22 protein-coding genes are annotated in these 25,584 nt (G+C 66.2%); 12 read left to right on the top strand and 10 right to left on the bottom strand.

Annotation, left to right across the window (positions count from 1 at the left end; genetic code table 11):
• The first annotated feature begins 13 nt into the window (after positions 1 to 13).
• Both QHF85_RS00270 and QHF85_RS00265 read left to right on the top strand, forming a co-directional pair.
• Entirely contained in the window at positions 14 to 2,794 is a 2,781-nt protein-coding gene (locus QHF85_RS00270; RefSeq protein ID WP_281324955.1) for a serine/threonine-protein kinase, read from the top strand.
• A gap of 75 nt (positions 2,795 to 2,869) precedes the next feature.
• Positions 2,870 to 3,535: a hypothetical protein gene (locus QHF85_RS00265; RefSeq protein ID WP_281324954.1), complete on the top strand. Its 666-nt coding sequence runs from the start codon at positions 2,870 to 2,872 to the stop codon at positions 3,533 to 3,535.
• Positions 3,536 to 3,621: 86 nt separating this feature from the next.
• Here QHF85_RS00265 and QHF85_RS00260 read toward each other — a convergent pair whose 3' ends face one another.
• The 3 genes from QHF85_RS00260 to QHF85_RS00250 are packed head-to-tail and all read right to left on the bottom strand — an operon-like array spanning position 3,622 to position 5,636.
• The gene (locus tag QHF85_RS00260) at positions 3,622 to 4,218 is read right to left on the bottom strand and encodes a hypothetical protein (RefSeq protein WP_281324953.1); all 597 of its coding nucleotides are present in this window, start codon (positions 4,216 to 4,218) and stop codon (positions 3,622 to 3,624) included.
• 60 nt (positions 4,219 to 4,278) lie between these two features.
• Positions 4,279 to 4,563 carry a hypothetical protein gene (locus QHF85_RS00255; protein WP_281324952.1) on the bottom strand — a complete coding sequence of 95 codons (285 nt, stop codon included), beginning with the start codon at positions 4,561 to 4,563 and terminating at the stop codon, positions 4,279 to 4,281.
• A 56-nt stretch (positions 4,564 to 4,619) separates the two neighbouring features.
• Positions 4,620 to 5,636, bottom strand: coding sequence for a hypothetical protein (locus QHF85_RS00250; protein ID WP_281324951.1), 1,017 nt, complete (start codon positions 5,634 to 5,636; stop codon positions 4,620 to 4,622).
• Positions 5,637 to 5,964: 328 nt separating this feature from the next.
• On the opposite strand from QHF85_RS00250, the gene QHF85_RS00245 reads away from it, so the two are divergent.
• The gene (locus QHF85_RS00245; protein WP_281324950.1) at positions 5,965 to 6,381 is read left to right on the top strand and encodes a hypothetical protein; all 417 of its coding nucleotides are present in this window, start codon (positions 5,965 to 5,967) and stop codon (positions 6,379 to 6,381) included.
• A gap of 388 nt (positions 6,382 to 6,769) precedes the next feature.
• Entirely contained in the window at positions 6,770 to 7,597 is an 828-nt protein-coding gene (locus tag QHF85_RS00240; protein ID WP_281324949.1) for an SUMF1/EgtB/PvdO family nonheme iron enzyme, read from the top strand.
• Here QHF85_RS00240 and QHF85_RS00235 read toward each other — a convergent pair.
• From QHF85_RS00235 to QHF85_RS00205, 7 genes are all read right to left on the bottom strand, one after another.
• On the bottom strand, positions 7,563 to 9,104 hold the full coding sequence (locus QHF85_RS00235) for a hypothetical protein (RefSeq protein WP_281324948.1): 1,542 nt from the start codon (positions 9,102 to 9,104) through the stop codon (positions 7,563 to 7,565). The two genes, QHF85_RS00240 and QHF85_RS00235, sit on opposite strands and share 35 nt — an antisense overlap.
• 9 nt (positions 9,105 to 9,113) lie before the next feature.
• Positions 9,114 to 9,521: a hypothetical protein gene (locus QHF85_RS00230; protein ID WP_281324947.1), complete on the bottom strand. Its 408-nt coding sequence runs from the start codon at positions 9,519 to 9,521 to the stop codon at positions 9,114 to 9,116.
• Positions 9,522 to 10,083: 562 nt separating this feature from the next.
• Positions 10,084 to 11,184, bottom strand: a complete 1,101-nt coding sequence (locus QHF85_RS00225) for a TIR domain-containing protein (protein ID WP_281324946.1) — start codon at positions 11,182 to 11,184, stop codon at positions 10,084 to 10,086.
• Between the two features lie 218 nt (positions 11,185 to 11,402).
• On the bottom strand, positions 11,403 to 12,062 hold the full coding sequence (locus tag QHF85_RS00220; protein ID WP_281324945.1) for a metallophosphatase domain-containing protein: 660 nt from the start codon (positions 12,060 to 12,062) through the stop codon (positions 11,403 to 11,405).
• Entirely contained in the window at positions 12,040 to 13,272 is a 1,233-nt protein-coding gene (locus QHF85_RS00215) for a tyrosine-type recombinase/integrase (RefSeq protein ID WP_281324944.1), read from the bottom strand. Before QHF85_RS00215 ends, QHF85_RS00220 begins: the two co-directional genes overlap by 23 nt.
• The gene (locus tag QHF85_RS00210; protein ID WP_281324943.1) at positions 13,269 to 13,598 is read right to left on the bottom strand and encodes an excisionase family DNA-binding protein; all 330 of its coding nucleotides are present in this window, start codon (positions 13,596 to 13,598) and stop codon (positions 13,269 to 13,271) included. Before QHF85_RS00210 ends, QHF85_RS00215 begins: the two co-directional genes overlap by 4 nt.
• A 1,454-nt stretch (positions 13,599 to 15,052) precedes the next feature.
• Positions 15,053 to 15,655, bottom strand: a complete 603-nt coding sequence (locus tag QHF85_RS00205; RefSeq protein WP_281324942.1) for a DUF4291 domain-containing protein — start codon at positions 15,653 to 15,655, stop codon at positions 15,053 to 15,055.
• Positions 15,656 to 15,883: 228 nt separating this feature from the next.
• Between QHF85_RS00205 and QHF85_RS00200 the strand changes: the two genes are divergently transcribed.
• The 8 genes from QHF85_RS00200 (at position 15,884) to QHF85_RS00165 (ending at position 25,454) form a co-directional block, all read left to right on the top strand.
• Positions 15,884 to 16,219 carry a helix-turn-helix transcriptional regulator gene (locus QHF85_RS00200; RefSeq protein ID WP_281324941.1) on the top strand — a complete coding sequence of 112 codons (336 nt, stop codon included), beginning with the start codon at positions 15,884 to 15,886 and terminating at the stop codon, positions 16,217 to 16,219.
• Positions 16,220 to 17,249: 1,030 nt separating this feature from the next.
• Positions 17,250 to 20,027 carry a hypothetical protein gene (locus tag QHF85_RS00195; protein ID WP_281324940.1) on the top strand — a complete coding sequence of 926 codons (2,778 nt, stop codon included), beginning with the start codon at positions 17,250 to 17,252 and terminating at the stop codon, positions 20,025 to 20,027.
• Positions 20,028 to 20,047: 20 nt separating this feature from the next.
• Entirely contained in the window at positions 20,048 to 20,986 is a 939-nt protein-coding gene (locus QHF85_RS00190; protein WP_281324939.1) for a hypothetical protein, read from the top strand.
• A gap of 314 nt (positions 20,987 to 21,300) precedes the next feature.
• Positions 21,301 to 21,738, top strand: a complete 438-nt coding sequence (locus QHF85_RS00185) for an integrin alpha (protein WP_281324938.1) — start codon at positions 21,301 to 21,303, stop codon at positions 21,736 to 21,738.
• A gap of 13 nt (positions 21,739 to 21,751) precedes the next feature.
• Positions 21,752 to 21,997: a hypothetical protein gene (locus QHF85_RS00180; RefSeq protein ID WP_281324937.1), complete on the top strand. Its 246-nt coding sequence runs from the start codon at positions 21,752 to 21,754 to the stop codon at positions 21,995 to 21,997.
• Between the two features lie 100 nt (positions 21,998 to 22,097).
• The gene (locus QHF85_RS00175) at positions 22,098 to 23,006 is read left to right on the top strand and encodes a sigma-70 family RNA polymerase sigma factor (protein WP_281324936.1); all 909 of its coding nucleotides are present in this window, start codon (positions 22,098 to 22,100) and stop codon (positions 23,004 to 23,006) included.
• A gap of 34 nt (positions 23,007 to 23,040) precedes the next feature.
• Entirely contained in the window at positions 23,041 to 24,264 is a 1,224-nt protein-coding gene (locus QHF85_RS00170; protein ID WP_281324935.1) for a tetratricopeptide repeat protein, read from the top strand.
• A gap of 2 nt (positions 24,265 to 24,266) precedes the next feature.
• A complete protein-coding gene (locus tag QHF85_RS00165; RefSeq protein ID WP_281324934.1) occupies positions 24,267 to 25,454 on the top strand; it encodes a hypothetical protein in 1,188 nt (395 codons plus the stop codon).
• Positions 25,455 to 25,584 lie beyond the last annotated feature (130 nt).

Raw genomic sequence — 25,584 nt, 5'->3', positions numbered from 1 at the left:
GGTAGGGTGACGCGTGCTCGACGCCCGGCGCTGTCTCGACGACAACACCGCCGTGGAGCGCGTCGCCGGCGTGCTGTCGAGCGCGCAGATCGCCGAGATCGACGCGCACCTGGATGCCTGCGCCGGATGCCGCCGCGTGGTCTCGGATCTCACGCGCATCGGCGCGTTCTCGTCGATCGTCGGCGACACGCCGCGCGTCGAGCCGGAGCCGGATGCGCCGCCGTCCGCCGAGCCGCGCTTCGCGGAGCGCTACGAGGCATGCGAGCGGATCGCGCAGGGTGGCATGGGCGTGGTGTTTCGCGCGCGCGACGTCGAGCTCGATCGTGAGGTCGCGCTCAAGATCGTGCGGCCCGACGAGTGGGTCAAAGGTCACGAGGTCAGCGCGCAGGTGCGGCAGGAAGCGCGCGCGATGGCCCGCCTGACCCACCCCAACGTGGTGCGCGTCTACGACGTCGGGACGTTCGGCGAGCAGCTGTTCCTCGCGATGGAGTACGTCGACGGCCTCACGTTCGACGCGTGGCTGAGCGCCGCGCCGCGCTCCGTCGACGACATCCTCGCCGCGTGTGTCGAGGCCGGGCGCGGCCTCGATGCGGCCCATCGCGTCGGCCTCGTGCATCGCGACGTCAAGCCGCAGAACATCATGTGCAGCCGCGACGGTCGCGTGCTGGTGACCGACTTTGGCCTCGCGCGCTCGCATGCGAGCGGCGGCGAGCGCACCCAGATCGCGGGTACGCCGGCGTACATGGCGCCCGAGCAGCATCAAGGCCGGCGCACCACGCCGGCGACCGATCAGTTCGCGTTCTGCGTCCTGGTGTACGAGGCGCTGTTCGGCGTGCGGCCCTTCGCCGGGGAGACGTGGCCGGAGATTGCCGAGGCCGTGCTCGCGGGTCGCGTGACCACGCCGCCGCACGCGCGGCACGTGAGCTCTCGCGTGCGGCGCGCGCTGCTGCGCGGGCTGTCGGTCGCGCCCGAAGCGCGGTGGCCGTCGATGCCGGCGCTGCTCGCGCAGCTCGCACCGCGCAGGCGCCGCTGGCCGGTGCCGGTGGTCGTCACCGCCGCGGGTGCAGCGGCCGTGCTCGCCGCCGTCGCGTGGAGCGGCGATCCCGCGCCTACGTGCGATGGTGGCGAGGCGCTGCTCGCACCGGTCTGGAACCCGGTGCAGCGCGAGCGCGTGCGCGAAAGCCTCGCGAGTGGTGGCAAGCCGTTCGTCGCGACCGCGACACGGGCGATCGAAGAGCTCGATGCGTACGCCGCGGCGTGGCGCCAGCGGCACCAGCGATCGTGTCAGGCGACGGCGCGCGGCGAGCAATCGGCGCGGCTGCTCGATCTCAAAGCCGGCTGCCTCGAACGCCGGTTGATCGCGTTGCGCGCGGCGGTCGACGTGCTCGCGGGGCCCGCCACCGACGACACGCGCGAGCACGCGGTGGAGATCGTCGCGGAGCTGCCGGCGCTCGCCGATTGTGATGACCCGCAAGCTTCGCGCCCGCTGCCACCTACTGCGACGCCCGTCGTCGAGGCGGTTGCGCACGGCGAGGCGCTGCACGCGTCGGGTCGCTTCCACGATGGCCTCGCGATCGCCGGGCCCGCCGCCGCCTCGGCACGCGCGATCGACGATCCGCAGCTGCTCGGGCAAGCACTCTACGCGCGCGGACGCCTCGAGGTGGGCGCGGGGCGGCTCGCCGATGGGGAAGCCACGCTGCGCGAGGTGATCCCCCTCGCGGCGATGGCGCACGACGATCGCCTCGCCGCGCAGGTATGGATCGCGCTGGCGCGCGTCGTCGGTCGCGAGCGCGCCGAGCACGGCCGCGGCCTCGAGCTCGGCGCCGCCGCGCAGGCCGCGATCACGCGCGTCGGCGTGAACCGCCGGCTCGAGGCCGAGCTTTCGTACACGCTCGGCCTGATCTACGGCGACATGGACAAGCGCGCCGAAGCGGAGGAGCACCAGCAGCGAGCGCTCGCGCTGTGGCGCGCCGAGGTTGGCGACCGCGACTATCGGGTCGGGCAGGTGCTCAACGCGCTCGGCTGGCTGCACAAGGAAGCCGGCGAGTACGCCGAGGCCGTGCCCTACCTGACACAGGCGTTGTCCACGCTCGAGCACGCGCTCGGCCCCGAGCACCCGATGATCGCCGTGCCGCTGATCAACCTCGGGAGCGTCAAGAAGAGCACCGTCGCCTATGACGAAGCCCAAGCGCTGTTCGAGCGGGCGCTGGCGATTCGAGAGCGGAGCCTCGGATCCACACACCACCTGACCGGCAACGCCCACGTCTCGCTCGCCAACCTGCTGCGCGCCAAGGGCGACGCCGCGGCGGCGCTTCCGCACTATCGCGCCGCGCTGTCGATCGACGAGGCACACCTCGGCCCGACGCACCCCACGTTGTGCTTCGCGATCGAGGGCATCGCGCTGATCCAGCAAGACCGCGGCGAGCTCGCCGAGGCGTGCGCCGGGTTCGCGCGGTCCGCCGAGCTGCGCGAGCGCGCCTTGGGCGCGGAGCACGCGCAGCTTGGCTTCAGCCTCACCTCGCTCGGTAAGTGTGAGCTCGCGCGCGAGCGATGGACCGCGGCGGCGACAGCGCTCGATCGCGCGGTCCGGATCCGCGAGCGCGCGGGCGTCGATCCGGTCCTGCTCGCCGTCAGTCGCTTCGCGCTCGCGCAGGCGCTGTGGGGCGAGGCTGGGCCGCGTCGTTCCGAGGCACGCGCGATGGCGATCGCCGCGCGCGCCGCGCTGGAGGGGCAGCCCGGTGTGACTCGCCGCAAGGCCGAGATCGATGCGTGGCTCGCGGCGCAGCCTCGCTGAGCCGGGCGGCGCGCGGAGGTACCGGCTCTGCCAAAAATCTGTGCGACCTGTTCGCGGGTCCGTGCACCAGGGTGCATGTTCCGCAACGTCATCCTCTTGCTCATCCTCTCCGTCGCGAGCAGCGGCTGTGGCTGGCTCCACGCCGCGCAAATCGCGAAGCGCACCAACCCCAAGTATCGCGAGGGCAAGACCTCCGTGCCCAGGCCGACGCACCTCGCGTTGCCATTCGAGTGTCCGCACGAGCGCCGCGGCGTCGAGCGCGCGCGCAGCACGCGGACGCAGTTGATGACCAACGTCATGCCGGAGCTGTGGCGCACCGCCGGCGGCAGCGGCGCACCGTCGAGCGGAACCACATCCGAGGCGCTGTGCTCCGAGCTCTACACGAGCGACCGCGAGCTCGAGTGGCAAGGCACGCCGGCGGTCCGAGCCGCGGTGCAGAGCATGCTACCCGACGAAGAGCAGTCGCTGCTCGTCACGCTCTATGCCGTGAAGTACGAGTGCCGCGAGGTCGCGGGCACCGTGCGCGACCGCAACGGCGTCGCGGTCGGCTCCGTCGGCACCGGCGAACAAGTGTGCGAGGAAACCTCGTTGGTCGACGTGACCACCGCGCTGTACACGCGCGACGGCGAGCTCATCTGGCTGTCGGGTCGCGAGATCGACGTCGGCGAGGATCCGCGTGAGATCGCGAGCTCGATCTTCGAGGGCTATCCACGCGAGCAGATCCACATCGCCGGGAACTGATCGGGGGACCGTGCAGCTGCGCCCAGCTCGGTGGACAGGCTCAGCAAGGGGACGCGTGGCGGGCCCGCCTCCATTTACAGCTTGAATCATGCCATCGACGTCTCGCCAGTCCTCACAATGACGCTCCGGGTATGCGCCCCGCACTCGACCACGTGCGGGCCCGAAGGAACCGTCAGCCGAAGGGTTGAGCTCGAGGTAATCGACTGGCCATCCACGGAGAACTCACAGGAGCCACCCACGGCCACAGCGACGAGCGTCCCCAGCTCGGGCGCGGCGAGGTCCGCACGCGCAGCGGTGGCCACGGCCAGGGGGATTGTGGGCGGGGCGGGCGCGGTCGGCTGCTGCGTCGTGACATTGGGGGCAGTGGTCACGGACTGCGGGGCCGGCGTTGTGATCACTGGCGGGGCCGGGAGCGGCGCCTGGGCGGTCCGCTGGCGCGTTTTGACGCGCTGGGGTGCGTTCGGTACGGCGGTCACGGGCTGCGGCGCCAGCGGCAGCTCGTCGGCGACCGGCGGCTCGGCTAGCCTGTCGGTTACGGGGCGTTCGTCGGCGACGGAGACTTCGTTCGGAGACGGCGTCGCCGGTACGGGGGGAAGAGCTTGCTGTGGAGTGAGCCTGTAAACCACAACCACCGTGGTCAACATGCCAAGCGTCGAGAGGAGAGCAACGCGCCACGGGCTCATGACCGCCGAGGTTTACCACCTCCGACAAGACCGTGGTTGTCAGGGAATGGCGGAGGGGGTTTAGGTCGCGGGAGAGACGCGCTCGTCACCAGCACGCAGGCTGATCCATTTCTCAGCGCAGGCAGCGACGGTGAGGCCCTCCTCGCGGCGCTGCGTCAGGGCGAGATCCGGGCGCAGGTTCTCGGAGCGGAGCCACTCGGCCGCCCAGGCCTCGGCGTCGCGCTGGCGTGTGATCTCCTTGGGGAGGATCTTCTGCGGCTGGCCGCGGACGGGGTCGGCGTAGCTGAGAACCCAGCGTTTCTTGGAGGGGCGGTAGAAGAGGGAGGTGCCTTTGGGGAGCGGCATGACGGCTCTGCCTCGGACGCTTTCCTACGCCACTTGGCGCGACCCGCAAGGCTCGTTCAGCGCGTCCCCTCCTCGTCCCTCCTCCACGGTCGACCTTCCTTGACGTCCAGCCAGCAGAACCGTGCCCCCTGGTTGTCGTTCGGGTTCAGCCAAATCATCCGCTCAAAGACGTGTTCTGCATCCGTCATCTGCCCGAGCCTCCAAAACGATAGACCGTAACCATGCAGGCACCGCAGGAAAGGCCGATTGTCGATGCAGGCCCATGGCAGCATGCCCGTAAATCCGGCGCCGAAGGCCTGCTCTCCGATCCGGACACCCACTTCGTAATGAAGTCGTGCATGCTCCGGATATCGATCGAAGGCGAAATTCCCGAGGTGCGCGTGTGCATCGAGGCAACGTAGGTCCTGGAGCAGGAGATCCATGAGCACCTCCTCCGCTTCGAGAGAAGCGCCCGCCTCATTGAGCTCGCTTGCCTCGACGATGGGATCATCGAAGTCCATAGATTCGTAGTCAACCCCCGGAAGCACCTGCTCCAGCTCGAAATACCGGCGTGGTTTGGCAGTGACCTTCCGCCAGAGCGCGCCCACTCGCCCCGGCGAGCGCTCCGGCCCGTACACCTGGCAGCAATTCATGACGCCGTGGTCCTCCAGACCGAGGGGCGGCAATTGAAGCGCGGGGATATCGATTCGAGCCCCAACGACTGCGCCATTCGCGTAGGCGTGACCTCGATGCGACCAGCGCCTCTCGATATCGACTGTCACGATCTGTCCAGGCACGTGCTCCATGATGTTGGAGGAGCGCAACGTCACCTGTTCGCCGGTTCTCAGCAGGCGCACGCGGGCCGACCGCTGGTTTAACTTCAGAATGGCGGCATCGACCAGCCCTTCTTGCTCTGTGGTTTTGGACGTTGCGGAGGAACGCGGTACGGAAAGCAGAGCCGTCGATGCGGTGAGCCCTGTTGCCAGGATTTCCTCTCGATCACGCAGCACCTGGTTGCGGGCGGACATGTAGGTTTTGCCGCTCTCCTCCATGCGGGCCCGAATGATGCGCTTCAGATCCTTCTTCACGGTCACGGTCACACCCTCGCCTCGATCCGGCATGCGAGGCCCTCGCCGCTCGCGCCGTACGGATCGAAAGATGGACGAACCGATACCCCCGGAGGCGTCGACTCCCCTTCGGCCCTCAATGGGTGCCTCGCGAGGGGAGGCGGTCGGGCGCGGGCGTCGGGACCGCCCTTGGCCACGAAGGTTTTACCTTCCAGTACTGCTTGTCAAGGGAAAGTTGGCTCGTCGCGATCCCGGGGCAAACGGGTGTGCGGTCCGCTACGCTCGTGGGCAAACGATCGGGGCCTCGAAGCACCTGGTGTTCGGGCTACGGGTGGGGTAGACGGCGTGCAGAGACATGACCAAAAGAAAACGCAAGGGGGCTATTCACGGCGCCGTCGTCCCTGACCGAAAGATCTCCGAGACCATCCTCGACTTCGGCGAGCCGCTGCTCTCGCAGCTCGGACCGGTCCCGCCGGTCGACGCTGCGAGGAACGCGTTGACGATCGTGATCACGGTGTGGAATGCGCACGTGATGGCCATGCCAATATGGGGCATTCCGGAGCACCTCGCGCGTGTGCAGGCGCTCCTCCGTGATCCCGTCGCACAGCAGGGCATGAAGGAGGCGTTTGCGGCGCTCAGTGCGCGACGTCGCGAGAAGTTAAACGATGATCCCCGCGCCGTCGGCGAGTGGAGCATCCTACCCGATGGCCACGGCGGGCACCGCTTCCGATGCGACGCACGCGTGCCGCCGAGTCTCCTCCCGGAGCGCTGACTCCGACCAGCTCCAGCCACCGCTCCCGCCACGCGACGAGCATCGCTTCTTGGGGGGCTTCCACGGCGCGAACATGCGCTACGATGTTGGCTGTGTCACGCGCGTGGCGAGATCCGAGCGAAAGGTTCTGCGATTCTTCCCATTTGCTGATAAGAGAGCCGAGGCGAGGTTCATGGCGACCGACGATACGAGCAGCGGCGGGGCGTTGCACCCCTTGATTTACGGGCTCCTGCTGAGCTGCGCCGCGTGTGCGCCGGTAGAGCGGGCGCGGATTTCGGAGGGCCCGCACGCCATGGGTTCGGCTTCCGCTTTACCATCCACTTCCCCGTCCATGGCCGCGAGCTCCCCCCCGCCCGCGGCTGCTGCGTCGCAGCAGGCACGGCCCGAGATGAAGCCCGAAGACTGCCCCGAGGGAATGGTGTTCATCCCCGGCGGCAAGCTGACGCTGACCTTGGAGCCGACCCCGCGGTCCCTCGAGACGTCGTCGTTTTGCATCGACAGGACCGAGGTCACGGCCCGCGCCTATCGCGCCTGCGTCGCCGATCCCGCTCGCGCATGCACGCCTGCGGAGGCGACCGAATATCACAAGAACGGCACGATCTATGTGCCGCGCAAGCCGTTCTGCAATCCCGGCAGCGCGAAGGAGCTCTTGGACCACCCCGTCACCTGCGTGACGTGGCAACAGGCTGAGCATTACTGCCGCTCGTTCGGCGGGCGATTGCCGACGCAGGGAGAGTGGGAGATGGCCGCCCGCGGGCCGGATGGGCGGATGTACCCCTGGGGGGCTGAATTGCCCACCCATCGACACGCGAACCTTTGCGGGCCGGAGTGTGCCCAGAGGTTCAGCCGCCGCTTGCCGATCCGATGGTGGCCCGCATTCAATACATCGGACGGATGGCCTGTCACCGCGCCGGTCGGGGCATTTTCTCTGGATGAGAGCGCGTTCGGCGTGCGTGACCTCTACGGCAACGCTTCCGAGTGGACTGCGACGATCACGTGTTACAGTGAAGGAAAATGCGGCGAGCCATCTTCGGATGGTGAGCGTATCATCATCATGGGAGAAGGGTGGCGCAGTATCGGTGCGGACCGCGTACCCTGGTACCCAGTGAATGTGACACGGCCCGAAACGCGAGCAGCGGATCTCGGGTTTCGCTGTGCGTTCGGGCCCGCACCTGGTCCAATCAAAACCCCGGACTCCTCCGCAGCGCGTCCGTGAGCATCGCGCCACAGAAGAGCTGGTGCACCTGCTGCGCGAGGTCTTCCCAGTTCGAGTACGGGTCGGGAAGAACGGGGAGCCACGAATGCTCGGGCAGCACTGCGACCGTGCGGTGCGTCGTGCTCGCGACATAGGCGTGGTCCCGGGGCGGAGGTTTGCCGAGGAGCGCTTGATGAACGGGGACGAAGGCGGGGGCGCTCGTTCCGTAGATGCGGATCACCTTCTCCTCGTGCCTCTCGCCCGCCGAGGCCCAGTTCGCTGCGTGCGCAGCCAAGGCAGCGACGCGGTGGCGTGGCATGTCGAAGCAATAGACCTCGCGCAGCGTGTTTCTGTAAAACGGGTGGGCCTTGTTCGCCTCTCGCGCCAGGAAATGGGCGAGTTGCTCGTTGCCCGAGCTGAACGACGCCAGGGCCACGCGACCGACGTGTTGTACAGGGGAACGGAATAGTCCTGCCGCCCGGAAACAAAAGGATTGGATCTCCTCGAGCAGCTCCTCCAGGAGAGCAGCGTTGATGCAGTCGCCAACCTCACGACTGTTCTTCAAGCGAGCGTCGCCGACGGGTATGACCAGTACCAGCCGTTTTTGCGAGGCTGCGATCTGGTAGAGAAGACCACGTGAGTAGGTCTTCAGGGGATCATCGCGGTAGTTGAGGTAGGCGTACAGCGAAACATACAGGTAGTTCCAGCCGAATGGGTAATCCTGGAAAGAATCGTCAGGATTGTGCTCTTCGAAATTCTGATTGAGGAGGTGCGTGAAGTAGACGAGAAACGGCGTGGGGCCTGCGTCGACGGTGCGCCGCAAGGATCTGGGCCAGCTCACCAGAAAGGCTTTGGGCAGTGAGCCTTCCTGCTTGCGCTCGAGGATGAATTCGGTCGTTTGGGGTGAATACCGCCCGCGCGTGAAGCTGAGCAGGGGCACCACCAAGGGGGGGTGGGGCTCCCGCCCGGGCGGCGGCGTGACCAGCGTCGTTGTCGGGCCGAGGACCTCGGGCGTGACGACGCTGAATTCACCCTTGGGGAGCGTGGGCGTGGACCAAGAGGTCGGCTCTCCCGGCGGTAACCACTTGCCATCGGCGTTCTTTACCCATTTGTCAGCGTTCGCCTTGAGTGCCTCGAAAGTTTCCTGCGTCCTGTCCCGGAATATGGACAGATGAAACAGGATCACGGTGACGGTATGCGTCCCCCAGGTCCGCTCCGGGCCCGCAGGGCCTTCCATGACGAACGTCCCCTCGACGAAGAAGAAAGCCGGCGACGCCCCGGCCGGGACGAGCGCGCCGTTCGAATCGGCCTTGAAAGCCCCGTCGGCTGCCCAGTAATGAGGTGCCGTCGGCGTTCCGCGGATGATGATCGAAGCGAGCTGGCTGGCCGAGGGAACGGCAAAGGACCACTTCATCCCGTCCGCCTGGGCCGGCGAAAAGGTCTTGCCACCGTCGATGGAGAACTCGAACCGACAACCGCCGACGATGTTTCCCTTTCGATCGGCGGACATGAGAACGATGACGTCCATGCTGGGAGCTCACTCCTCGTCGAGCTGGAGAATCGTTATGGCCCGGGCAACGGAGCCCGCGTCCCCGCTGATGAACGCCGCGCAGAGCGCATCGAGCCTCATTCGCAGATTCGGCGCGTGCCGCGCATGCTCGGTGCCGATGCTGATCTCGTGGTCGACCGTCGGGGGGAGGTGCGTGAGATCGAGCCGCCGCCGGCTGCCGACTTGCACGCCACCGGGACCGAAGTCGAGAGCGCCGGCCACCCCGCCGGACGAATCACGCACCCGGATCTCGACCATGTCGCATTCGCTCGGCAGAAGCGCGGAGTACCAGTGGTAGCGGGGGACCAGGCGGATGACCTGGCCCTTCTGGTTCGGCGCGACGTAAATGGAGCGCCGGTGAGGCGGGGGGCGGGGGCCCGACGGTTCGTTCGGCATGCACGTGCAAGGTACGCCAAACAGGGGCTGGCACACAAGGGCTCCTCGCCTGTTCTGGGTCGCGCCTTCGGAACCTCGATCTCACGAGCCATCGGATCCGCAGGGCTCATTGAGTGCGCCCTTCGGCAATCAGGATACGGACATCGAGGCCTCCCGCGCTGCCTCCACGTAGGCGGGGAGGGGCACATCACTCTGGAGGGCGAGGATCAGGAGCTCCGCGCCGGTCCAAGCGCGCGCCCTTCCGAGCTGGCGCGCGTGCAGGCAACCAGCACGCGCGAGGTCAACCGAAATAGTCGGCGACTGTCAGGCCACAACATTGACCACCGCTCCAACGCGCCATGCAATCCACCGAGCAAGAGGGCGCTCGACAACAGGAGCATCGTCCAGCCTTGTCCCTCAGTTCCTTTTGCAGCGATGCGAGGCCAACGCCAGAGGATGAGCACCAGGAGGACGCTCCCCACGAGCGCGGTCCCCACGGCCCCAAAGCCGGCGAGCCGGAGGAGGCGCGTCGCAGTGATGGGGTGAGAGGTCGAGCGGGGACCGTCATGCGGCTCGTGCAAGCTCAGTTGGGCGGACAATCTTCACTTTTCGTCAGCTCCGTTCGTGACAATAGCTTTCCATCTGCTCTGAACACGAGGCAAGTCGGCACCCTCGATGGGCTATTTGAGAATGGCGGATCCACATACGTTGTGCAGCGCAAGGCACGTGATCCATCATCAGCCAATTTCGCGAGCGAGCACCCGTCGAAGCCTGTTCGGCGGATCCGCCCGTCACCGTCGAACCAGCCCTGGTAAAGCCGGCGAAGCTGCATTGCATCTTGATTTCGCGCCAGAAAGAAGCGAGGGGTGGGCAGCACGTGGAACGCGATGATACGGTCCACGTCACCCGAGTCGAGCGCTGCACCGTACGCTTCGACCCATCCGCGCTCGGGTTGTCCCAGGAGTTCAGCTCGAGTGCTCGGCGCTGGCAACAACCACTTCCAGAAACCAGCAAGGGCGGTGACGACAAGTAGCGTGATCATGAGGCCGACGAAGATGATGCGATTGGCGCCAGATGGCTTGGCGACACCGTTGGCCCTCGCTGGTGGGCTTCTGCCGCTATCGATAGCCGGCCCCCAGGGACGCGCGCTGTCATCGAGCGGAGGCTGCGCCCCTCCTCGCGGCCCAGCGCTCGCGCCGCCCGATGCCGGTCCGTATCCGAGGGTGGGCGGCCGCTCCAATTGCCCGTGCAGGGTCTTCAGCAGGTCCTCATACGCAGAGTCACGGTAGGGATCGCCACGGAAATCGATATAGACCTTTCCAAGGAGAAAGCTTGGAGCGGCTGACTGCCAGTCGCCCTTGCGCAAGAGAGGTATGAATTTTCGATGGTTCGCCTTGGTGAAGACTTCGGCCGTAATAATGTCTCCCTCGTAACCAACGCCGCCCTGTCTTGTGTCGGCCTTCGCCTTATATTTGGGGGTGCAGACGAGAAGTACGAAATCGTTGGTGCGGACGGCATTCTGCATGAACGCTGGCAGGTGGTCGCCCGGGGCAAGATGCCACTGGTCGATGTGGACATCAACACCGCCGTGCTTCCGAAGACGGGTGGCCAGTTCGCGCACCCAATCCTTCACATCATCCTCCCACGCGTAGGAGATGAAGATGGTCGGCGCTTTTGCTGTCATGTGTCGAGGACTCCTCTGTTGAGGATGATTCGCCGGAACCTGGTCATGGTCCTCATCGGTGTTCGAGCTAACGCGTTCGGGACTCGGGGAAGGGTGCCCAAGGGTACAGGAGCCAACAGGGGAGGGCAAGCCCTGGCGGTGTCTTGGCGTACTCGCGTGACGGCGGAGATGGGGGGCGAAGGGGCGGGCAGAGATTGCGGTGGCAGGTCAGCGCTGTCTCAGGGGCGCGCTTTCGGAACCTCGATCTCCTCGACCACCCCACCCTCGACATCGAGCACCGTCGGCCCCCGCCCGCACTCCCAGGTCGTGACGTTGGCAAAGTACGTGACGTCCGTCTCGCGAAACACGCCTCCGTCTTCGTGGATATGACCGAAGAGGTGGAGACGGGGCTTCACCTGCCGAACACGTGCCATCAGATCCGCGCAGCCATGCCGATCCCCATTCCACGAGCGATCCCCGATTCCGAACGGGGGCGAATGCGTGATCAAGACATCGATCCCTTCGGGAATGGCAGCCCACTTCTCCGCGAGCGCCGCGCCCCGCGGGAGATTGAACGCCCAGTCGTGGAACGCCGGTTGCCACGGGCTACCCCAGAAGGTGATGCCATCGATGCAGACCCCGGAGTCTTCCAGGTAAATGACGCCCTTGCCGAGCAAGCTGCGTGCTTCGCGCGGATGGTGGACGAACGCCCAGTCGTGGTTTCCCGCGACGACCACCTTGTACCGATGGGGCAGGCTTCGGAGCCACGCGGCGGCTTCGGCGAGCTCGTCGAGCTCTCCGAACCGGCACAGGTCTCCCGCGTGGACGAAGACGTCGCCATGCGGGACCACGAGCTGCGCGTGGTAGAGGTGCGTGTCAGCGACGGCAACAATCCGCATGGGCGGAGGATAGCAGCACGGGAGTGAGAGGTTCGATCGGGATTGCAGCCACCGCCCTCGCAAGCTGCTCCAGCTCCCGCGCCGTATAGTGCCTCTCCGTCACATCCCGCACCGCATGCCCCATCAATCGCTTCCGCACTCCCTCCGCCACGCCCGCCTCCTCCAACCACGTCGCAAAACTCGCCCTCGTCGCCCTGAACTCCACCGCCTGCCCCCGGATCTCCCCCGGCAACCCGACCCGCTCGAGATCCTCCCGCATCTGCGCCGCGCTCTTCGGCCGTGACGGCCCCCCACCTGGCCCTGGAAACACGAGATCCTCCGCCCGCGGCCTCCTCCCAACCAGCTCCGGCCACCGCTCCCGCCACGCGACGAGCGCCGCCTTCGCCGCCGGATGCAGCGGCATCGTCCGCCGGCTCCCCTTCGTCTTCGGCCCCTTCACCTTGGCGAACCCGCCTTCGCCCTTCGCCCCGATGATCGCCACGGCCTGCTGGATCCGGAACACCGACGGCTCGGCCTCCATCTCGACGTCCCCCCACCGAAGCCCGGCAATCTCCCCGTCCCGCGCCCCGCTCGTAAACGCCACTGCATACCGCGCCCGCCATTCCAGCGCGATCCGCTCATCCCCCATGAGCACCCGCGCCCACTCGATCGGAATCCGCACGACCGCCCGCGCCTCGAGCTCGGGCAGCTCGCGCTGCACCGCCGGATGCGCGACCAGGTTCGCGGGACTGTTCACCCATCCCTCCGCCATCGCATCCGCGTACAGCGTGAAGAACGTGTAGTAGACGTTCCGCGTCGTCGACGCTGCCCGCTGCTCCCGCAGGTCCCGGATGAACGCCCGCAGCTCGGGCACCTCGAGCCCCGCAATGGCCCTCGTCCCGAACCGAGGCAGTATCCACTTGTCCAGGTGCAGCCGATTGTTCGTCAACGTCGCCGGCGCGACCCGGCTGTCCTTCGTCCGCAACGCGATCCACTTCTCCGCACACGCCGCCACCGAGAGCCCCTCCTCGCGCCGCTGCGTGAGAACCACGTCCGGCCGGATCCCCTGCACCCGCAACCATTCGAATGCCCAGGTCTCCGCGTCCCGTTGCCGCACGATCTCCTTCGGCAGAACCTTCTGCGGCTGCCCGCGCACGGGATCCGCATAACTCAGCACCCACCGCTTCTTGCTCTTCCGCCAGAAGAGCGACGTCCCTTTCGGCAAGCTCATGGCACCACCCCCTTCCGGGCCTCCACCGTGGCCCTGCGCCTCGCGAGCGCGCCCGACGCTCGCGCCGCCACCCATTGGTCCGCATCCCGCACCCGAATCCGGATCAACCGCGGCCTCGGTCTCACGTGCGGAAGGTTCTCCTCGCGCACCATGCGCCGGACCGTCGCCGGCCGGACCCGGATCCGCCTCGCGTACTCCTCGACGGTCATGAATGCGGGCACGGATGACGGTGGTGGATGATTCGACTCGGACGAAAGAGGAAGCTTGGCGAGCTCTGCCTCGACGAGCGCGCGCATGGCTTCGAGCTGGGCACGACGATCGTGCATGGTCCCGGCGCTCCTTTCGACAAAACCCTCCCCTGAAGCTCCGCCCATCGGAGCCCCACGAAGGAAGTCGGCGTCGCCCTGCACTGCGCGCGTAGGCGACGTCCAGCAATGGCAGCCTATCTCCGTCGGGGCGATGCGCCAAGGGATTTCGTGAACTAAATCAACGGTTTGCGAGGTGTCGATCGATTTGCCGTGTTCGCTGCGGGATCCTGCACGGACCCCCTTGGTTGAGAAGGGTCGGATTGCGGGAGGTCCATGCGAGCGATCCACTTTTTGTGTCGCGGCGAGGGCGCTGTGCGCGAAATGCCTGTTTCACGGCTTCCGGATCCGAGTACGGCCACTGCTCGACCCACTTTTTCGTCAGTTTTGGCGCGACATCGCTCCGGAGCCTGTTTCACGGCTGCCGGGATCGAGGTTGTACGGAAAATCAGCCGGGTTTTGAAGCGTTCTGAAGAAAGACAAACCCAGGCCCAGACTTGGAGGGCTGAAAGCGGCTTCCGAGGCGCTTAATTCTGGTTGATTAGTTCACATTTGTGGGCTGCGTGCACAACCCAGACCAAAGCCCCACTTTTCCACTCGAGACCCGGCACTTTTCGAAGGCGCGTCTCGGAAACCTCTGTTTCACGGCTGTCGAAATTTGGACAGTCCGTAAAATCGATCCACTTTTTACTCGATTTCATCCCCCGAACTGGCGACCGAGGATGTTTCACGGAATAGCGGTGGCCGAATCGGCCGATCGAGGCACCTACGGCGGGATGGTACCTCACCATCTGGAGCCGTCAACGTAGGCTGACGGAAGCCGAGAACGTGCGAATTTCTTGCTCAACACACGGAAATCTCCAAGTCGACCCTTGAAATCAAGGGGTCGATCTTCGAGTGATCCATGAAATCGATCCACTTTTTGCTTCGGATGTCGGGGTGGATCGCAGATGCCCCACCGTCGATCGTCGAGACGAACCCATGAATGTGGTTTGAGTTGCGTTGTCCTGGGTGAATTGGTGCGGTGTGGCACATGCGCGTGGATGTCCCAAGGGCATATGACTACCGGCCTACCGAGCCATGGAGGGGGCCATGGCTCGGCCATGGAGGCGCCATGGGAAATGCAGTGGGTTTTCCATGGAAGGGCCAGTTCGCGGTCACGGGTCGACGTCGCGCGGGGCATGGCCGGGCGTGCCGATGACGGCGTGACCGTGGCGTGCGCTGCCGGGGGGCGGTGCGGGGGAGGGCGACCCGGCGAAGGTGGCAAGGGATGTCGCGCGCCGAAGCCGACCATGACGCCGCAGGATTCGGACGCTGCGTCCAACGTCGCGGGAGCGTCTCGGAGGCCGGCAAGCAAGACGCTACCGCGTCGCCCACCGCGCACGCCGGGGAGCAGGTCGTGGCGACCGCCCTGCGAGGTCGTGAGCCACCACGGCGGGCTACTTGGTGGCTCGCCGGTGGCCTTGCACGCGACCCTACTCCGAAGCGCAGATGCGCCTGCGCAGTTCTGGAGACAACGGGTAAACCGCCTCGCGGGGTAGGAGGCGCCGCGCCTTGTCGACCTGCCGGCTGTTGAGGAAGTCCCTCATCTTTCGGACGCGCTCCGTGAGATCGACGATCTCCGTGATCCACTCGTCGACGAACTCCCGGATGACGTGCCTGCTCAGCCCGACCTGGATGCTGTAGTAGGGGAGGCCGGCTCCGTGGAGTGACCGCTCCGTATCCCACTGAACATGTACCGCTGCGCGATCAAATGCGGCGCGCCAGCGATCATAACTTCCGTAGCCGGGCGCTTGGGGATCGGTCGGGACGGCGAGGGCCAACGCTCGTTCCCAGCCCGTTCGCGTGATCCGCACGGCAAGCGTGCGCTCCTGACCCGGCCGGGCGCCCCAGTTGCTCCGTGCCATCAGCCAGAGAAAGCTGGGTTTGATCCACGTCATCCGGTTGAACGAGAACGGTGCCACGAACCGACCGTGCTCCAGCGCCGCCGTCGCAATTTGCGGGGAGTACGCCTGGTACACGGTAATTGTTTTGGTGTCGTAGTCGGCGCGAAGTTCGTAGGGCTTCGGTGCGGTCATGGTTCAACGCTGGACGCCCCAGTCCTCGGGGCGGAGCTGCACATGCGGGAAAAGTACGCGAACGGACGTCCAAGTCCACGTGGCTTGCGTTGTACTCTCTGCACAGCCCGGGACAAGCCGGTTTGCGTGGCTGGAGCTTCGTACCGCCTGTGCCAGCACGAGCTCGCGCGTGCACGCTGCTCCTTCGTTATGTTTGTCCACGGATGGTTGTCGTGGTACAAGCTGGTCATGCCCAGACGAACGACACCCTCTCCCGGCGCCGCCAAGGTGGGCGCCCGTATCCGCGACCTACGCCTCGAACGAGGTTTGTCCCTTCAGCAGGTCGCAGAAGCCGGACAGCTCTCGAAAGGCCACCTTTCGAGTATCGAGCACGGGCTCGCCGCGATCACCATCGAGACCCTGGAGCGCATCGCGCGCGGGCTCGATCTGCTCGCCATGGACCTGTGCACGTTTCCCGAGGACGACGAGCGTGCGCGCATCGCGGACCTCGTTCGGAGGGGGCCGAAGAAGGAGTTGCCGAAGCTACGGCGTGAACTCGCGGCGCGCGGCGCCGGCAAGTCGTGAGGGGTCGGCGCGGTTCGCGGCGTGGTTACAAGAGGAGCACTACCGGGGGTGCGCTGTCCATCCAATGAAGGAGGTCTTTTACTGGCAGCCCACCGTAAGACACCACTTGAGGGTTGCGTTTGCTGAGATCTCCTTCCTGGCGCAGCTAAAGAGCGTTCGGTCGTTAAAAAAGCTTAGAAGGGTGCGGCTGGTCGCTCAGCTTGCGACGGAGCTTCGCGTCCCGGTGCATGACCGACCCGCCGCCCTCGTCCGTGACAATCCTGGAGCATCCGCTCACGCCGTAACCCGCACCCATCACCGCGCGGCGAAGCCCTCCAGGTGCCCGTTAAACGCGCCGAGAAACGAGGTCGCTGGACAGTCAGCGCAATGGTGAGCGCGGCGCGCCGGATGTGGATCCAGATAGGAAACAGCATCAAACTGGCTCTGAGCCAGAGATCCAGATCAGCCATTTAGATTTCGTATCCATGAGTTTTTCTGCCCCATTTTCTCATCGAGCATGGGGCGTGTCTACTCGCGTGCGCACGAGGCTCGGCCTCCGTGCCGTCCCCGGTCGCTGCCCCGGCCGCGGTGGCCCCGTGGTTATCCTTCCGCTCTCCGAGCGTGGAATCCGAGGCGCGTCCCCACGCTGCCACGTCCACGTGGCGCACGTCACGCGCACAGCCGATCCCCCGCTCTCTGCTTCGTACCGAGTGTCCACTCTTGGTAGGGAAGAGCCCCGCCGTCGTACGCGGCGCAACGGCGCCGCCGCCCCTAGATTTGTTGCTCAGTTCACCCGTGGTGCCGTGTGTTAGCACCCCGGGTTTGTTAATAATTACTCGGCTTCGCAGGAGTAGGACATTATCAGACCGAACCGTCCCCGCGCTGCCCTTGCCACGTTCGCCCCGTCGCCGGTAGAAAATCCGGGTACCAGGTACGGGCGGATCGGGCGCTGGGCATAGCCGGCTAGCAGTCGGCGTTTCTGATTGCCCTTCGGCGCACCCTCATCCCGCGCAGGCGGCCTGTTCTCCCATCCATCCGATAGAGGTCCACGATGGCTACCCTCGACAACTCCAGGCGCGTCCGTCTCCAGACCACGCTTTGCGCGATCGATGTCCGCCGAGAAAGCAGCGACGGGCGCACGTTGTCGGATCCCGGACCGTCCGTCACCGAGCAAGCTGCCATTCTGCATGCTCTCGCCGCTTCTGCCGACGAGGTACGGTGGCTCGTCGGCCACGTCGAGGGGGAGTCCGAGAAGCGCCTCGCCGCAGCCCTCGGCGCGACGGATCCACTCGCTCTTTCGACGGCGATCCGCGAGCAAGGCAGCAAGGAAGCAATCCACGTCGTTGTCCAAGCGCTCATTTCTCACCGGATTGCGGCGATTAATAGCGCTCTCACGGCCCTTAGCTCGTCCCTCGCTGCCGCCGAGACGGCGTGGGCAGACGCGGAGGCCCTTGCGCAAGCCGACACCGTATCGGCTGATCCGGAGCAGGCCAAACTGGAGCGGGTACGACGCTTGATGTCGATGCTGGAGCAACAGGACCGCGCGCTTCTGGAAGAGCGCCTCCGTGCAGGGATCCAGTCGTTGAGTGACGCCTTCCTCGCCGAGCTCGAGGCGAAGTTGCCGTCGGGCGCGGCCCTCGCGGATGACGAAGCATCGAATGCGGATTTGCTTTCGGGCGTGCACGCGCTGTTCCTCCGCGGGGCTGCCTTCGACCAGCAATCACGCGGCTTGCGCATCCGCGCCGTGCTGGGAAGCGCGCACGTCCCCCAAGAGCACAAGCAATCTATCCGCTCGGCGCTTCAGTCGCTCGGCCTCCAGGCCAATTCGCCGACGTTCGAGCAGGAATGGCAAGCTCTCGTCGGGAAGAAGAAGCAGCTCGAAGACCTCGCTGCCGCTCGGCCGGAGCCACCGCGCTCGCCGTTGTCGCCCATCGGCTACCTGCATCTCGAACGCCTGAGCCACGCGCCCGCGGGCATCGAGCACGGCGAGCTCCTCTACTCGCTACCCCTCGCACCCGGCGAGCGCGTCGCGATCGTCCACAAAGAATGGTCGAACACGGAGGAGGAGTTCCACAAGCTCGTCGCCGACCAGTTCGAGGACTACTCGGAGCGCGGCGTCGTCGACAAGACGGACATGGCCGAAGCCACCGAGACGCAGCGAATGCACTCGACCGCGTTTTCCGTGGCCGTCACGGGGAGCGGCGGGCTCGGTCCGATGAACACGTCCGTCGCCACCTCGTTCGGCGCGTCGGACATGGACATGTCGTCACGCAAGGCGTCGCTCTCGCACTCGCAGACGCTCACGAAGAAGGCGTCCGCGCGAGCCCGGAAGGAGCACCGCACGAGCTTCCGACTCGCCAAGAAGACGCACGTCGAGGACCAGACGGTGCGATGGGTGAAGAACCCCGACCCGATCCATCCGGTTCGCTACGACTACTACCAGCTCCTCCGCAAGTGGCGCGTCGATCTGCGGCGCTACGGCGTGCGGCTCACATACGACCTCACGATCCCGCAGCCTGCCGTCGATCTGCTCGGCATTTACCGCGAGCTTTGGCAGCTCGACGTCGAGCTCGAGAAGGGCTTCACGTTCGACCTGTCGCCGGGGAGCGTCACGCGCACGAACTGGCGCGCGCTGGCCGAGCAGTACGGCGCGACCGTCCAGCCTCCGCCGCCGCTGGTCATGGCCGTGCAAGGCGCAAAGCTCCTCGGCCCGTACCCGGCCGACGATCCGAACCGCGACCACGTCGACGAGCTGCGCGTCGCGGTGCCCGAGGGCTACACGTTCCACTCGTTCCACGGGAAGGGGCTTTCGTACTCCAAGGATCCCGAGTCGCTGTTCCCTGGCGTCGTCGCCCACAAGCTGCACGACGGGAACGCGCCGATCTCCGAGATCGTCTTCGGCGTGTACGCGACCGACGTTCGCCTCGCGCTCGCCTCGGTGCGGGTGTGGTTCCAGCTCGGGCCCGAGGCCGAGAACGCGTGGCGGCTCTCCGCGTTCAACGCGCTGGCCGAAGCGGCGAACAAGGCTTACCTCGAACGCCGGCAGATGCTCGAAGCGCGACGCGCGCACCTGCTCGGCCAGCTCGAGCAGATGGACGCGCTCACGTTGCGCAAGCTCGAGCGCGAGGAGCTCATGAAGGGCGTGTTGCGGTGGCTCTTCGGGTCGAAGATCGACTTCGCGCCGGCCGTAGTGGGGCCGCTCTACGATGCGGACGGGACAGTCCTGCCGGAGGTGCAACCTGTGGTGCTGCATCACGGCCGCCTGATATCCTTCGTGCACCAGGCGATCGAGTGGGAGAACCTCAACTACTTCCTGTACCCGTACTTCTGGACGCACGCGAGCACGTGGGCCGATCGGCTGCGCCTGCACGCGAGCGATCCGGTGCACGAGGCGTTCCTGCGCTCGGGTGCGGCTCGCGTCGTGTTGCCCGTGCGGCCTGGGTGGGAGCGCGCGTTCCTCACGTTCATGGCGACAGGCGCGATCGATGCGACGCTGCCGGACGATCACGCGTACATGACGATCGCCGAGGAGATCGAGAACTACGCCAAGACGAACTACCCCGGCATCGTGCCGGCGAACCCGGACGAGGTGGACCCGGACAAGGCCACGGAAGCGGCCGAGGGGCTCCTCATCGGCTCGTGGTACGAGTACACGCCGACAAGCGGCGTGGACATCAAGGTCGGGGAGAGCGCGCCGACGGAAGGCGTGTTCGCACCGCCCGCGTTCCAGCCGGAGAGCGGCGCGTGGGCGAAGCTCGGTCCGCTCGTGGATGCCCTGGAGGGATTCATCGTCGCGCTTACGCAGAAGGTCGTCGGCGGGGGGCCGTGAGCGGTATGGGGAAAGAGTATGTGGTGACGTTCTTCGGGTACAGCGGCGATCCGGTGGATACGATCGACTTCGACACGGGCAGGGACACCAACAAGCAGTTCGAGCTCGTCGCGAACACGATCGCACGCATGTCGAAGAACCGCAATCCATCGCTAAACGTGCTCCCAGCGATTCAAAGCTGGAACTACTGGCGAATTCTGCGCGGTGCTACGGATGATTTACGGGGTCTCGGCGGACCGGATGCGCGCATCAAGGAGCTGCACATCTGCTGTCATGGGGGGACCTCCATGCTGTCGCTCGCCATGGACTTTCAGAAAGGTGACCGAATAAGAAAGCGCGCGATGGCGTTCAATGCGCGAGCGCGAGCGGTCGGCAATGACCAGGCGCTTCTGGAAGCGTTCGACGCCGAGGACGCGTGGATCACGGGCACTTTGTCGGTTCTACCCATGAAGAATGGGGGGCCGGACTACGAGCACAAGAGGTGGAAGGCCAACGAGCAATTGAGCAGCATGTTCGCGCCAGGCGCCTATATTCACATCTGGGGGTGTAATCCGGGCGCGGTGCATGCGAAGTTCGGGCAACTGCCGGAGTCGAGACACTACGATCGTGAGGTGGACGCCTACCTCAAGCGATTCGGCTGGCACCAGACGCACCCGGGCATCGCGCGGGACATCGCCATCCAACTGGGTGTCCCGGTAACGGCTGCTCGTCTTTTGCCAAGGAAACATTCCGGCGGATTGGAGTTTTGGGTCAGCCAAGGTGGCGCGATAGTCAAAACGGAAACGCGGAGAAGGTACGGCGAGCCGATGTGGCTCTGGGCCATTCGGAACTCGGAATGGATGACGTACAACCACCGCGGAGACCCGGAGCCTACGGTCCGGATATTCGATATGCACAAGGCGCCACACGAGGTGGCTGGTGGAAAGCCGCCAACATGGTTTACGAGTCTCTACCGGTGAGACGTTACCACCTTCTCCTTTGGTGCTGCCTTCTCATCATGGCATGTTCGCGCTCGCCCGCATCCGGCGAGGTTTCTGCGTCCTCATCGAGCGCCCATCACATGGTGTTCGAGGTGCCGGAGCGCCTGCTCGAGCACCAACGGCGAATTGCTTGGGAGCACCTATATCCGCCCACCCCCCCCGGCCCCGAGGACGCATGGAAGGACCGCCTTGGGCCGCCCCTGGCCGCCCTTCCGGAGCGATATCCGGGTGCATGTGCGAACCCCGGTCCCCCGCCTCTGGAGTACGCGGACCCATTGGTGTCTGCGGAGGACATGATCCCCACCGTCGTCGTCGGTCCCGATTTCGACGGTGACGGGACCAAGGATCTCCTAGTCAGCGCACCCGCATACTGCACGCTTCCCCAGAATTGTTTCCATGCGTTGTACGTGGTTCGCGAAAGTTGTGGCCACTTTGCCGGCGTCATCCATGGGCTGGAGTTCGGCGTAGAGGCACTCGAATCGAAGTCAAAAGGGATGCATGACTTGGATGTGGCAACGTACAAGGCCAAGCGAGACGGAGGCTTGCTCTCGTTCGGTTCGACGCGCATCCATGTTCGTTACCAGTTCAATGGTCGAGCGTATGCACCCACGGAGCAGCGGACCTGCAGGATCGAGCGGGACGAGGTGCTCAGCGCGGAGGTCTGCGAACCCTGGGTAAAGTGGCGGGGTGACGCGGGGGCATCAAAGAAACGGACGATTGGCACGAAATAGGGCAGCCGTCGACTTGGGCCTCCTCGAACGGTGTGCCCGGCTCGACGCGGCCACTAACTGCGCGCAGCTCGGCCTCCCCACGGTCCGGGCCCCGCGTGAGGGCGGCGCCATGCACCGGGCCGCGGTCTTGCACGCGCGCATCGCCGAAGCGAGGCCCGGGGGCTTGCTCGTGGCCTTGCTCCCGCCGCACACCGAGGACGGCTTCGGGGGCGTCGTGCGCACGTGGACGGTCTTGCCGGACAAGCCCCCGCCATGGTAGATAACCCATCGACTTGACGCGTTTTTCGGGGATCGGAAGACATCGACACGCGACGGTCGATTTCTGCGAACCAAATCGCCTCCCCGATCATGGGGCGCGCATGGAGCGTCCTGCCAAACTTTCCCAACTGTGGACTGAACTACTTGCCGTTTGCCCTGAGCTCGCCCGTTTTGTGCGCCGGGGACGACGAGCCCCGAAAGCCGAGGATCGAGTCCAGGAAGTGATGGCGCGGGCGTTCGCCCGCCTCCCCTCCTACGTGCCCCACGAGGACGGCATTCGCCCTTGGACGTTCGGCATTGCGAAGAACGTCGAGCGCGAGGCGCGCCGCGCAGAGCGGCGCGAGCGGCGCCTGTTCTCCGCGGACACGAACGACGCCGAGCCGGTGGCGGGCCGCGGGCGGACGCCCGAGGAGGACGCCTTCCTCGCCGAAGCCCGAACCAAGCTCACGGCGGCGATGAGCAGCATGCCTGAGCGATACCTCGCGGTGTTCGTGCTCGTCGACCTCATGGACGTCTCGTACGAGGAGACCGCGGAGAGGCTTCGGATCTCGATCGGAACCGTGAAGTCGAGGCGATCCGCCGCCATCGACCACCTTCGCTACCACCTCGGGGAGCGCGAGGACTGGATTGGCGTGCTGCTCGTGCGGCTACGCCGTGCTGTCTCGATGCGCAGCGCCTACGAGTGCATCCACCGTGCCGCGCATCTGTCCGGCCCGATCATCCTCGCGCTCGCCTGCATGCACTGCCCCGAGCCGGAGCTGGCCCGCGTGAGAGCCTCCTTCGCGGGCACGGCGCACGTGCTCGCGGGTCTCGCCACCGGTGCCGCGCTCGTTGTCCCCGACGATCTCCCGAGTGCATCCGCGCCGTCGCGGTCACCGAATCCCGCAGAACCTTTGCGAACATCTCGCCCCGCGCGTCCCCGTGCGCCCCAAGCGCCGGATGCCACCGACGCAGGCGAGAGCGAGGATTCGGAGCGCTCCGTGACGGAGGGGAGAGGTTGGTCCCTCTAGAACCGCTTGCGAGAACGCGCTAGGATCCAAGCGTATGCGTCGGCTCGCCGCAGTGTCCGCGATCGTCGTTGGCCTCGTCTCGCCCGCGTGGGCGCAGGCTGACGACGATGCCGACGAGACTGATGAGAGCACCGACGAGCAGCGATTTCAGGCGTTCGCAGCGCTGGGAGATCGCGAGGCCGCCGCGGGCCGTCCACGCGCCGCAGTCGCGGCCTACCGGCAGGCGCTCAAACTCCGGCCGGATCCGCTCATCGCCGGCCGGCTCGGTGTCCTTCTCGTGCAGCTCGGCAAGCCCGAGCAGGCGACCGACCATCTCCTGGACGCCCTCCAGCTCGCCGTGAAAGCGACGCCGGCCGAGCGGAAACGGTTTTTCGAGGCGCACGAAGTCGCGCGTGACGCGGGCGCTTGGATCGAGGTGCTCCTCTCCCATGCGGGCGTGCGCGTGACGATCGACGGGAAACCGAAGAACTGCGTGGGTCGCTCGTCCTTCTGGATCTTCATGCGCACGGGAGAGCACGAGCTACGCGCGACGCTCGACGGCTACGAGGAGGCGATCGTCCCGTTTACCGTGAAGAAGCGCGAGGACAAGCAGCTCCCGGTCACGTTGATTCCGCTGCCCATGCCTGCGCCACCTGCGCCAGCGGTGTACGAACCGGAGAAGGACCCGCCGAAGGTGGAGCGGGTGGTTGTTGGGGGCGATGCGAAGCTCCCGAAGCAAGAGGATCCGTGGGGGTACGAGGATCCGCGGCCCGCGCAGAAGTCCGATGAAAAACGCTGGTCGATCGGAGGAGGGCCGGTCGCCGTCTTCGGCGTGGCGTCGTGGATGCCGGCGGTGGGGATCGTGGCGGAAGGTCGTTGGAGGGCAAACGAGTATGTGTCGCTCGGGCTCGAGGGGCGCGCGGCGTGGCTGACGGCTGGAGTAGCGGACAGACCGATCTCGGCAATGACGGCGGGCGGGATCGTGAGCGGGTGCGGGCATTGGCGGTGGCTCTATGGCTGCGCAATTGGCCATATCGGTGTGATCAATATCGAGTTCTCGCGCACGAGCTACGAGGAGCAGTCTTCGACGTTGGTCAAGCCCGGCGTGGGGGGACGGATCGGTGCCGAGCTGCACGTCGGACGCTCGGTCGCCTTGAAGGCGAGCATCGATGCGCTCGGGCTGACGAGCGGGTTGCAGGTTATCGTTGGACAAACCAGACTCGTCGAGCAGCCGCCCGTGCTCATCGGCACGCAAATCGGGGCGACATGGGAGTTCTAGCCATGCAACGAGTGTTTTATGCAGCGCTCACGCTCGCCTTCGCGACGGGCGCGGCGTGCTCCGCTCCCGACTCGGCGGTGATCGGAAAGTGTGATCCGGAGGCACCGTTCCCGGAACCCGAGTGTCTTGACGCCGGCACCGATGCTGCCGACGACGCGGACGCAAGCGACGCAGCGCCAAACCCGGATCCCCAAGCCATCGAATGCCCCGGCCGCTGCGTCCCCGAGCCGAGCAGCGAGTCGGCCGGGGACTGGCCGCGCACGCCGATGCTCCTCTGGTATGGGCCGCGTGAGCTCGCGCCCGCGAACTGCGACGAGGCGCGCAAGCTGGGCGGCTACGGCCACGACGTGGAGTTTTTCGAGAAATACCGACGCTTCGCGTACCTCGACGCGCCCCCTGCGGCCTGCGAGCCGTGCACGTGCCCGGCCTCCGAGGGGGCGTGCACCAAGGTCCCCGAGACGCTCGAGGTCCGCGCTGGCACGTGCGCGGAGGACGGAGCGCCCGCGCTCCCTTTCGGCGGACCCGTCGGTTGGGACGGCTCGTGCACCAGCACGAACGCCCTGCCGGCGGGGGCTGATTGTGGCGGCGAGCCTTGCGCGCAGTCCGTCTACGCCTCTCCGCTCCCCGGCCCGACGAGCGAGGCGTGTCCGTCCATCACGAAGCCGGCCAGCTTCACGACCACGACCGACTGGAAGTGGATCGGTCTCGCTTGCGAGGCGAAGGAGCGCGAGGGCACGTGCGAGACGTCCACGCACCGATGCATGTACGACCTGCCGTACCCGTTTCTCCAGTGCGTCGCGCTCAGGGGGACGCACGACAAGTGTCCCGGCAACTACGACGGCTATGACCCCATCTACCTCTACGGCGAGGTGCCCGTCGACACGCGCGGCTGCACCGCATGCGAGTGCGGCGGTAGCCCCGTCGGGAGCGCGTGCCTTGGCAATTTGCGGTTTTACAGCGATGCGGCGTGCGAAGCCGGGGCGGACACGGTTGACGTGGCCTCGTTCGGAGACCAATGCACGAACGTCTACCCGCCGGGCCGAGCGCTCGGGAGCAAGGCGATCACGGACCTCGCGTACCTCCCCGGCATCTGCCTTGCGACGGGAGGCGAGCCTACGGGCGCGGCCTCGGAAGACCCCGCCGACGTGGTGACGTTCTGCTGCCTCCCGCCGTTCGAGTTCGCCGAGTAGGAAAAGCTCCCACCTTTCTCGAAAAATCAGCGAACAAAATTCGGGGGTCGGTCAAGGGCGTGGGCGAGGGGTGCGGATTGCTGCTCTCGTGCGGCGCCCGCCCCTCCTGCCCGAGCCGAACACGGTCCTC

This window comes from Polyangium sp. 6x1 (genome assembly GCF_029946515.1).
Lineage (GTDB): Bacteria > Myxococcota_A > Polyangia > Polyangiales > Polyangiaceae > Polyangium.
Note: the sequence above shows the minus strand (reverse complement) of the source record. Positions and strands in the feature narration are given on the sequence as shown.

Excerpts from the sequence above, each read along its gene's own strand:
- QHF85_RS00245 (WP_281324950.1), top strand. The coding sequence starts at position 5,965 with ATGACCAAAAGAAAACGCAAGGGGGCTATTCACGGCGCCGTCGTCCCT.
- QHF85_RS00170 (WP_281324935.1), top strand. The coding sequence starts at position 23,041 with ATGCGTCGGCTCGCCGCAGTGTCCGCGATCGTCGTTGGCCTCGTCTCG.
- QHF85_RS00200 (WP_281324941.1), top strand. The coding sequence starts at position 15,884 with ATGCCCAGACGAACGACACCCTCTCCCGGCGCCGCCAAGGTGGGCGCC.
- QHF85_RS00210 (WP_281324943.1), bottom strand. The coding sequence starts at position 13,598 with ATGCACGATCGTCGTGCCCAGCTCGAAGCCATGCGCGCGCTCGTCGAG.
- QHF85_RS00240 (WP_281324949.1), top strand. The coding sequence starts at position 6,770 with ATGAAGCCCGAAGACTGCCCCGAGGGAATGGTGTTCATCCCCGGCGGC.
- QHF85_RS00265 (WP_281324954.1), top strand. The coding sequence starts at position 2,870 with ATGTTCCGCAACGTCATCCTCTTGCTCATCCTCTCCGTCGCGAGCAGC.
- QHF85_RS00215 (WP_281324944.1), bottom strand. The coding sequence starts at position 13,272 with ATGAGCTTGCCGAAAGGGACGTCGCTCTTCTGGCGGAAGAGCAAGAAG.
- QHF85_RS00220 (WP_281324945.1), bottom strand. The coding sequence starts at position 12,062 with ATGCGGATTGTTGCCGTCGCTGACACGCACCTCTACCACGCGCAGCTC.
- QHF85_RS00225 (WP_281324946.1), bottom strand. The coding sequence starts at position 11,184 with ATGACAGCAAAAGCGCCGACCATCTTCATCTCCTACGCGTGGGAGGAT.
- QHF85_RS00195 (WP_281324940.1), top strand. The coding sequence starts at position 17,250 with ATGGCTACCCTCGACAACTCCAGGCGCGTCCGTCTCCAGACCACGCTT.
- QHF85_RS00185 (WP_281324938.1), top strand. The coding sequence starts at position 21,301 with ATGATCCCCACCGTCGTCGTCGGTCCCGATTTCGACGGTGACGGGACC.
- QHF85_RS00260 (WP_281324953.1), bottom strand. The coding sequence starts at position 4,218 with ATGAGCCCGTGGCGCGTTGCTCTCCTCTCGACGCTTGGCATGTTGACC.
- QHF85_RS00175 (WP_281324936.1), top strand. The coding sequence starts at position 22,098 with ATGGAGCGTCCTGCCAAACTTTCCCAACTGTGGACTGAACTACTTGCC.
- QHF85_RS00255 (WP_281324952.1), bottom strand. The coding sequence starts at position 4,563 with ATGCCGCTCCCCAAAGGCACCTCCCTCTTCTACCGCCCCTCCAAGAAA.
- QHF85_RS00165 (WP_281324934.1), top strand. The coding sequence starts at position 24,267 with ATGCAACGAGTGTTTTATGCAGCGCTCACGCTCGCCTTCGCGACGGGC.
- QHF85_RS00205 (WP_281324942.1), bottom strand. The coding sequence starts at position 15,655 with ATGACCGCACCGAAGCCCTACGAACTTCGCGCCGACTACGACACCAAA.
- QHF85_RS00230 (WP_281324947.1), bottom strand. The coding sequence starts at position 9,521 with ATGCCGAACGAACCGTCGGGCCCCCGCCCCCCGCCTCACCGGCGCTCC.
- QHF85_RS00235 (WP_281324948.1), bottom strand. The coding sequence starts at position 9,104 with ATGGACGTCATCGTTCTCATGTCCGCCGATCGAAAGGGAAACATCGTC.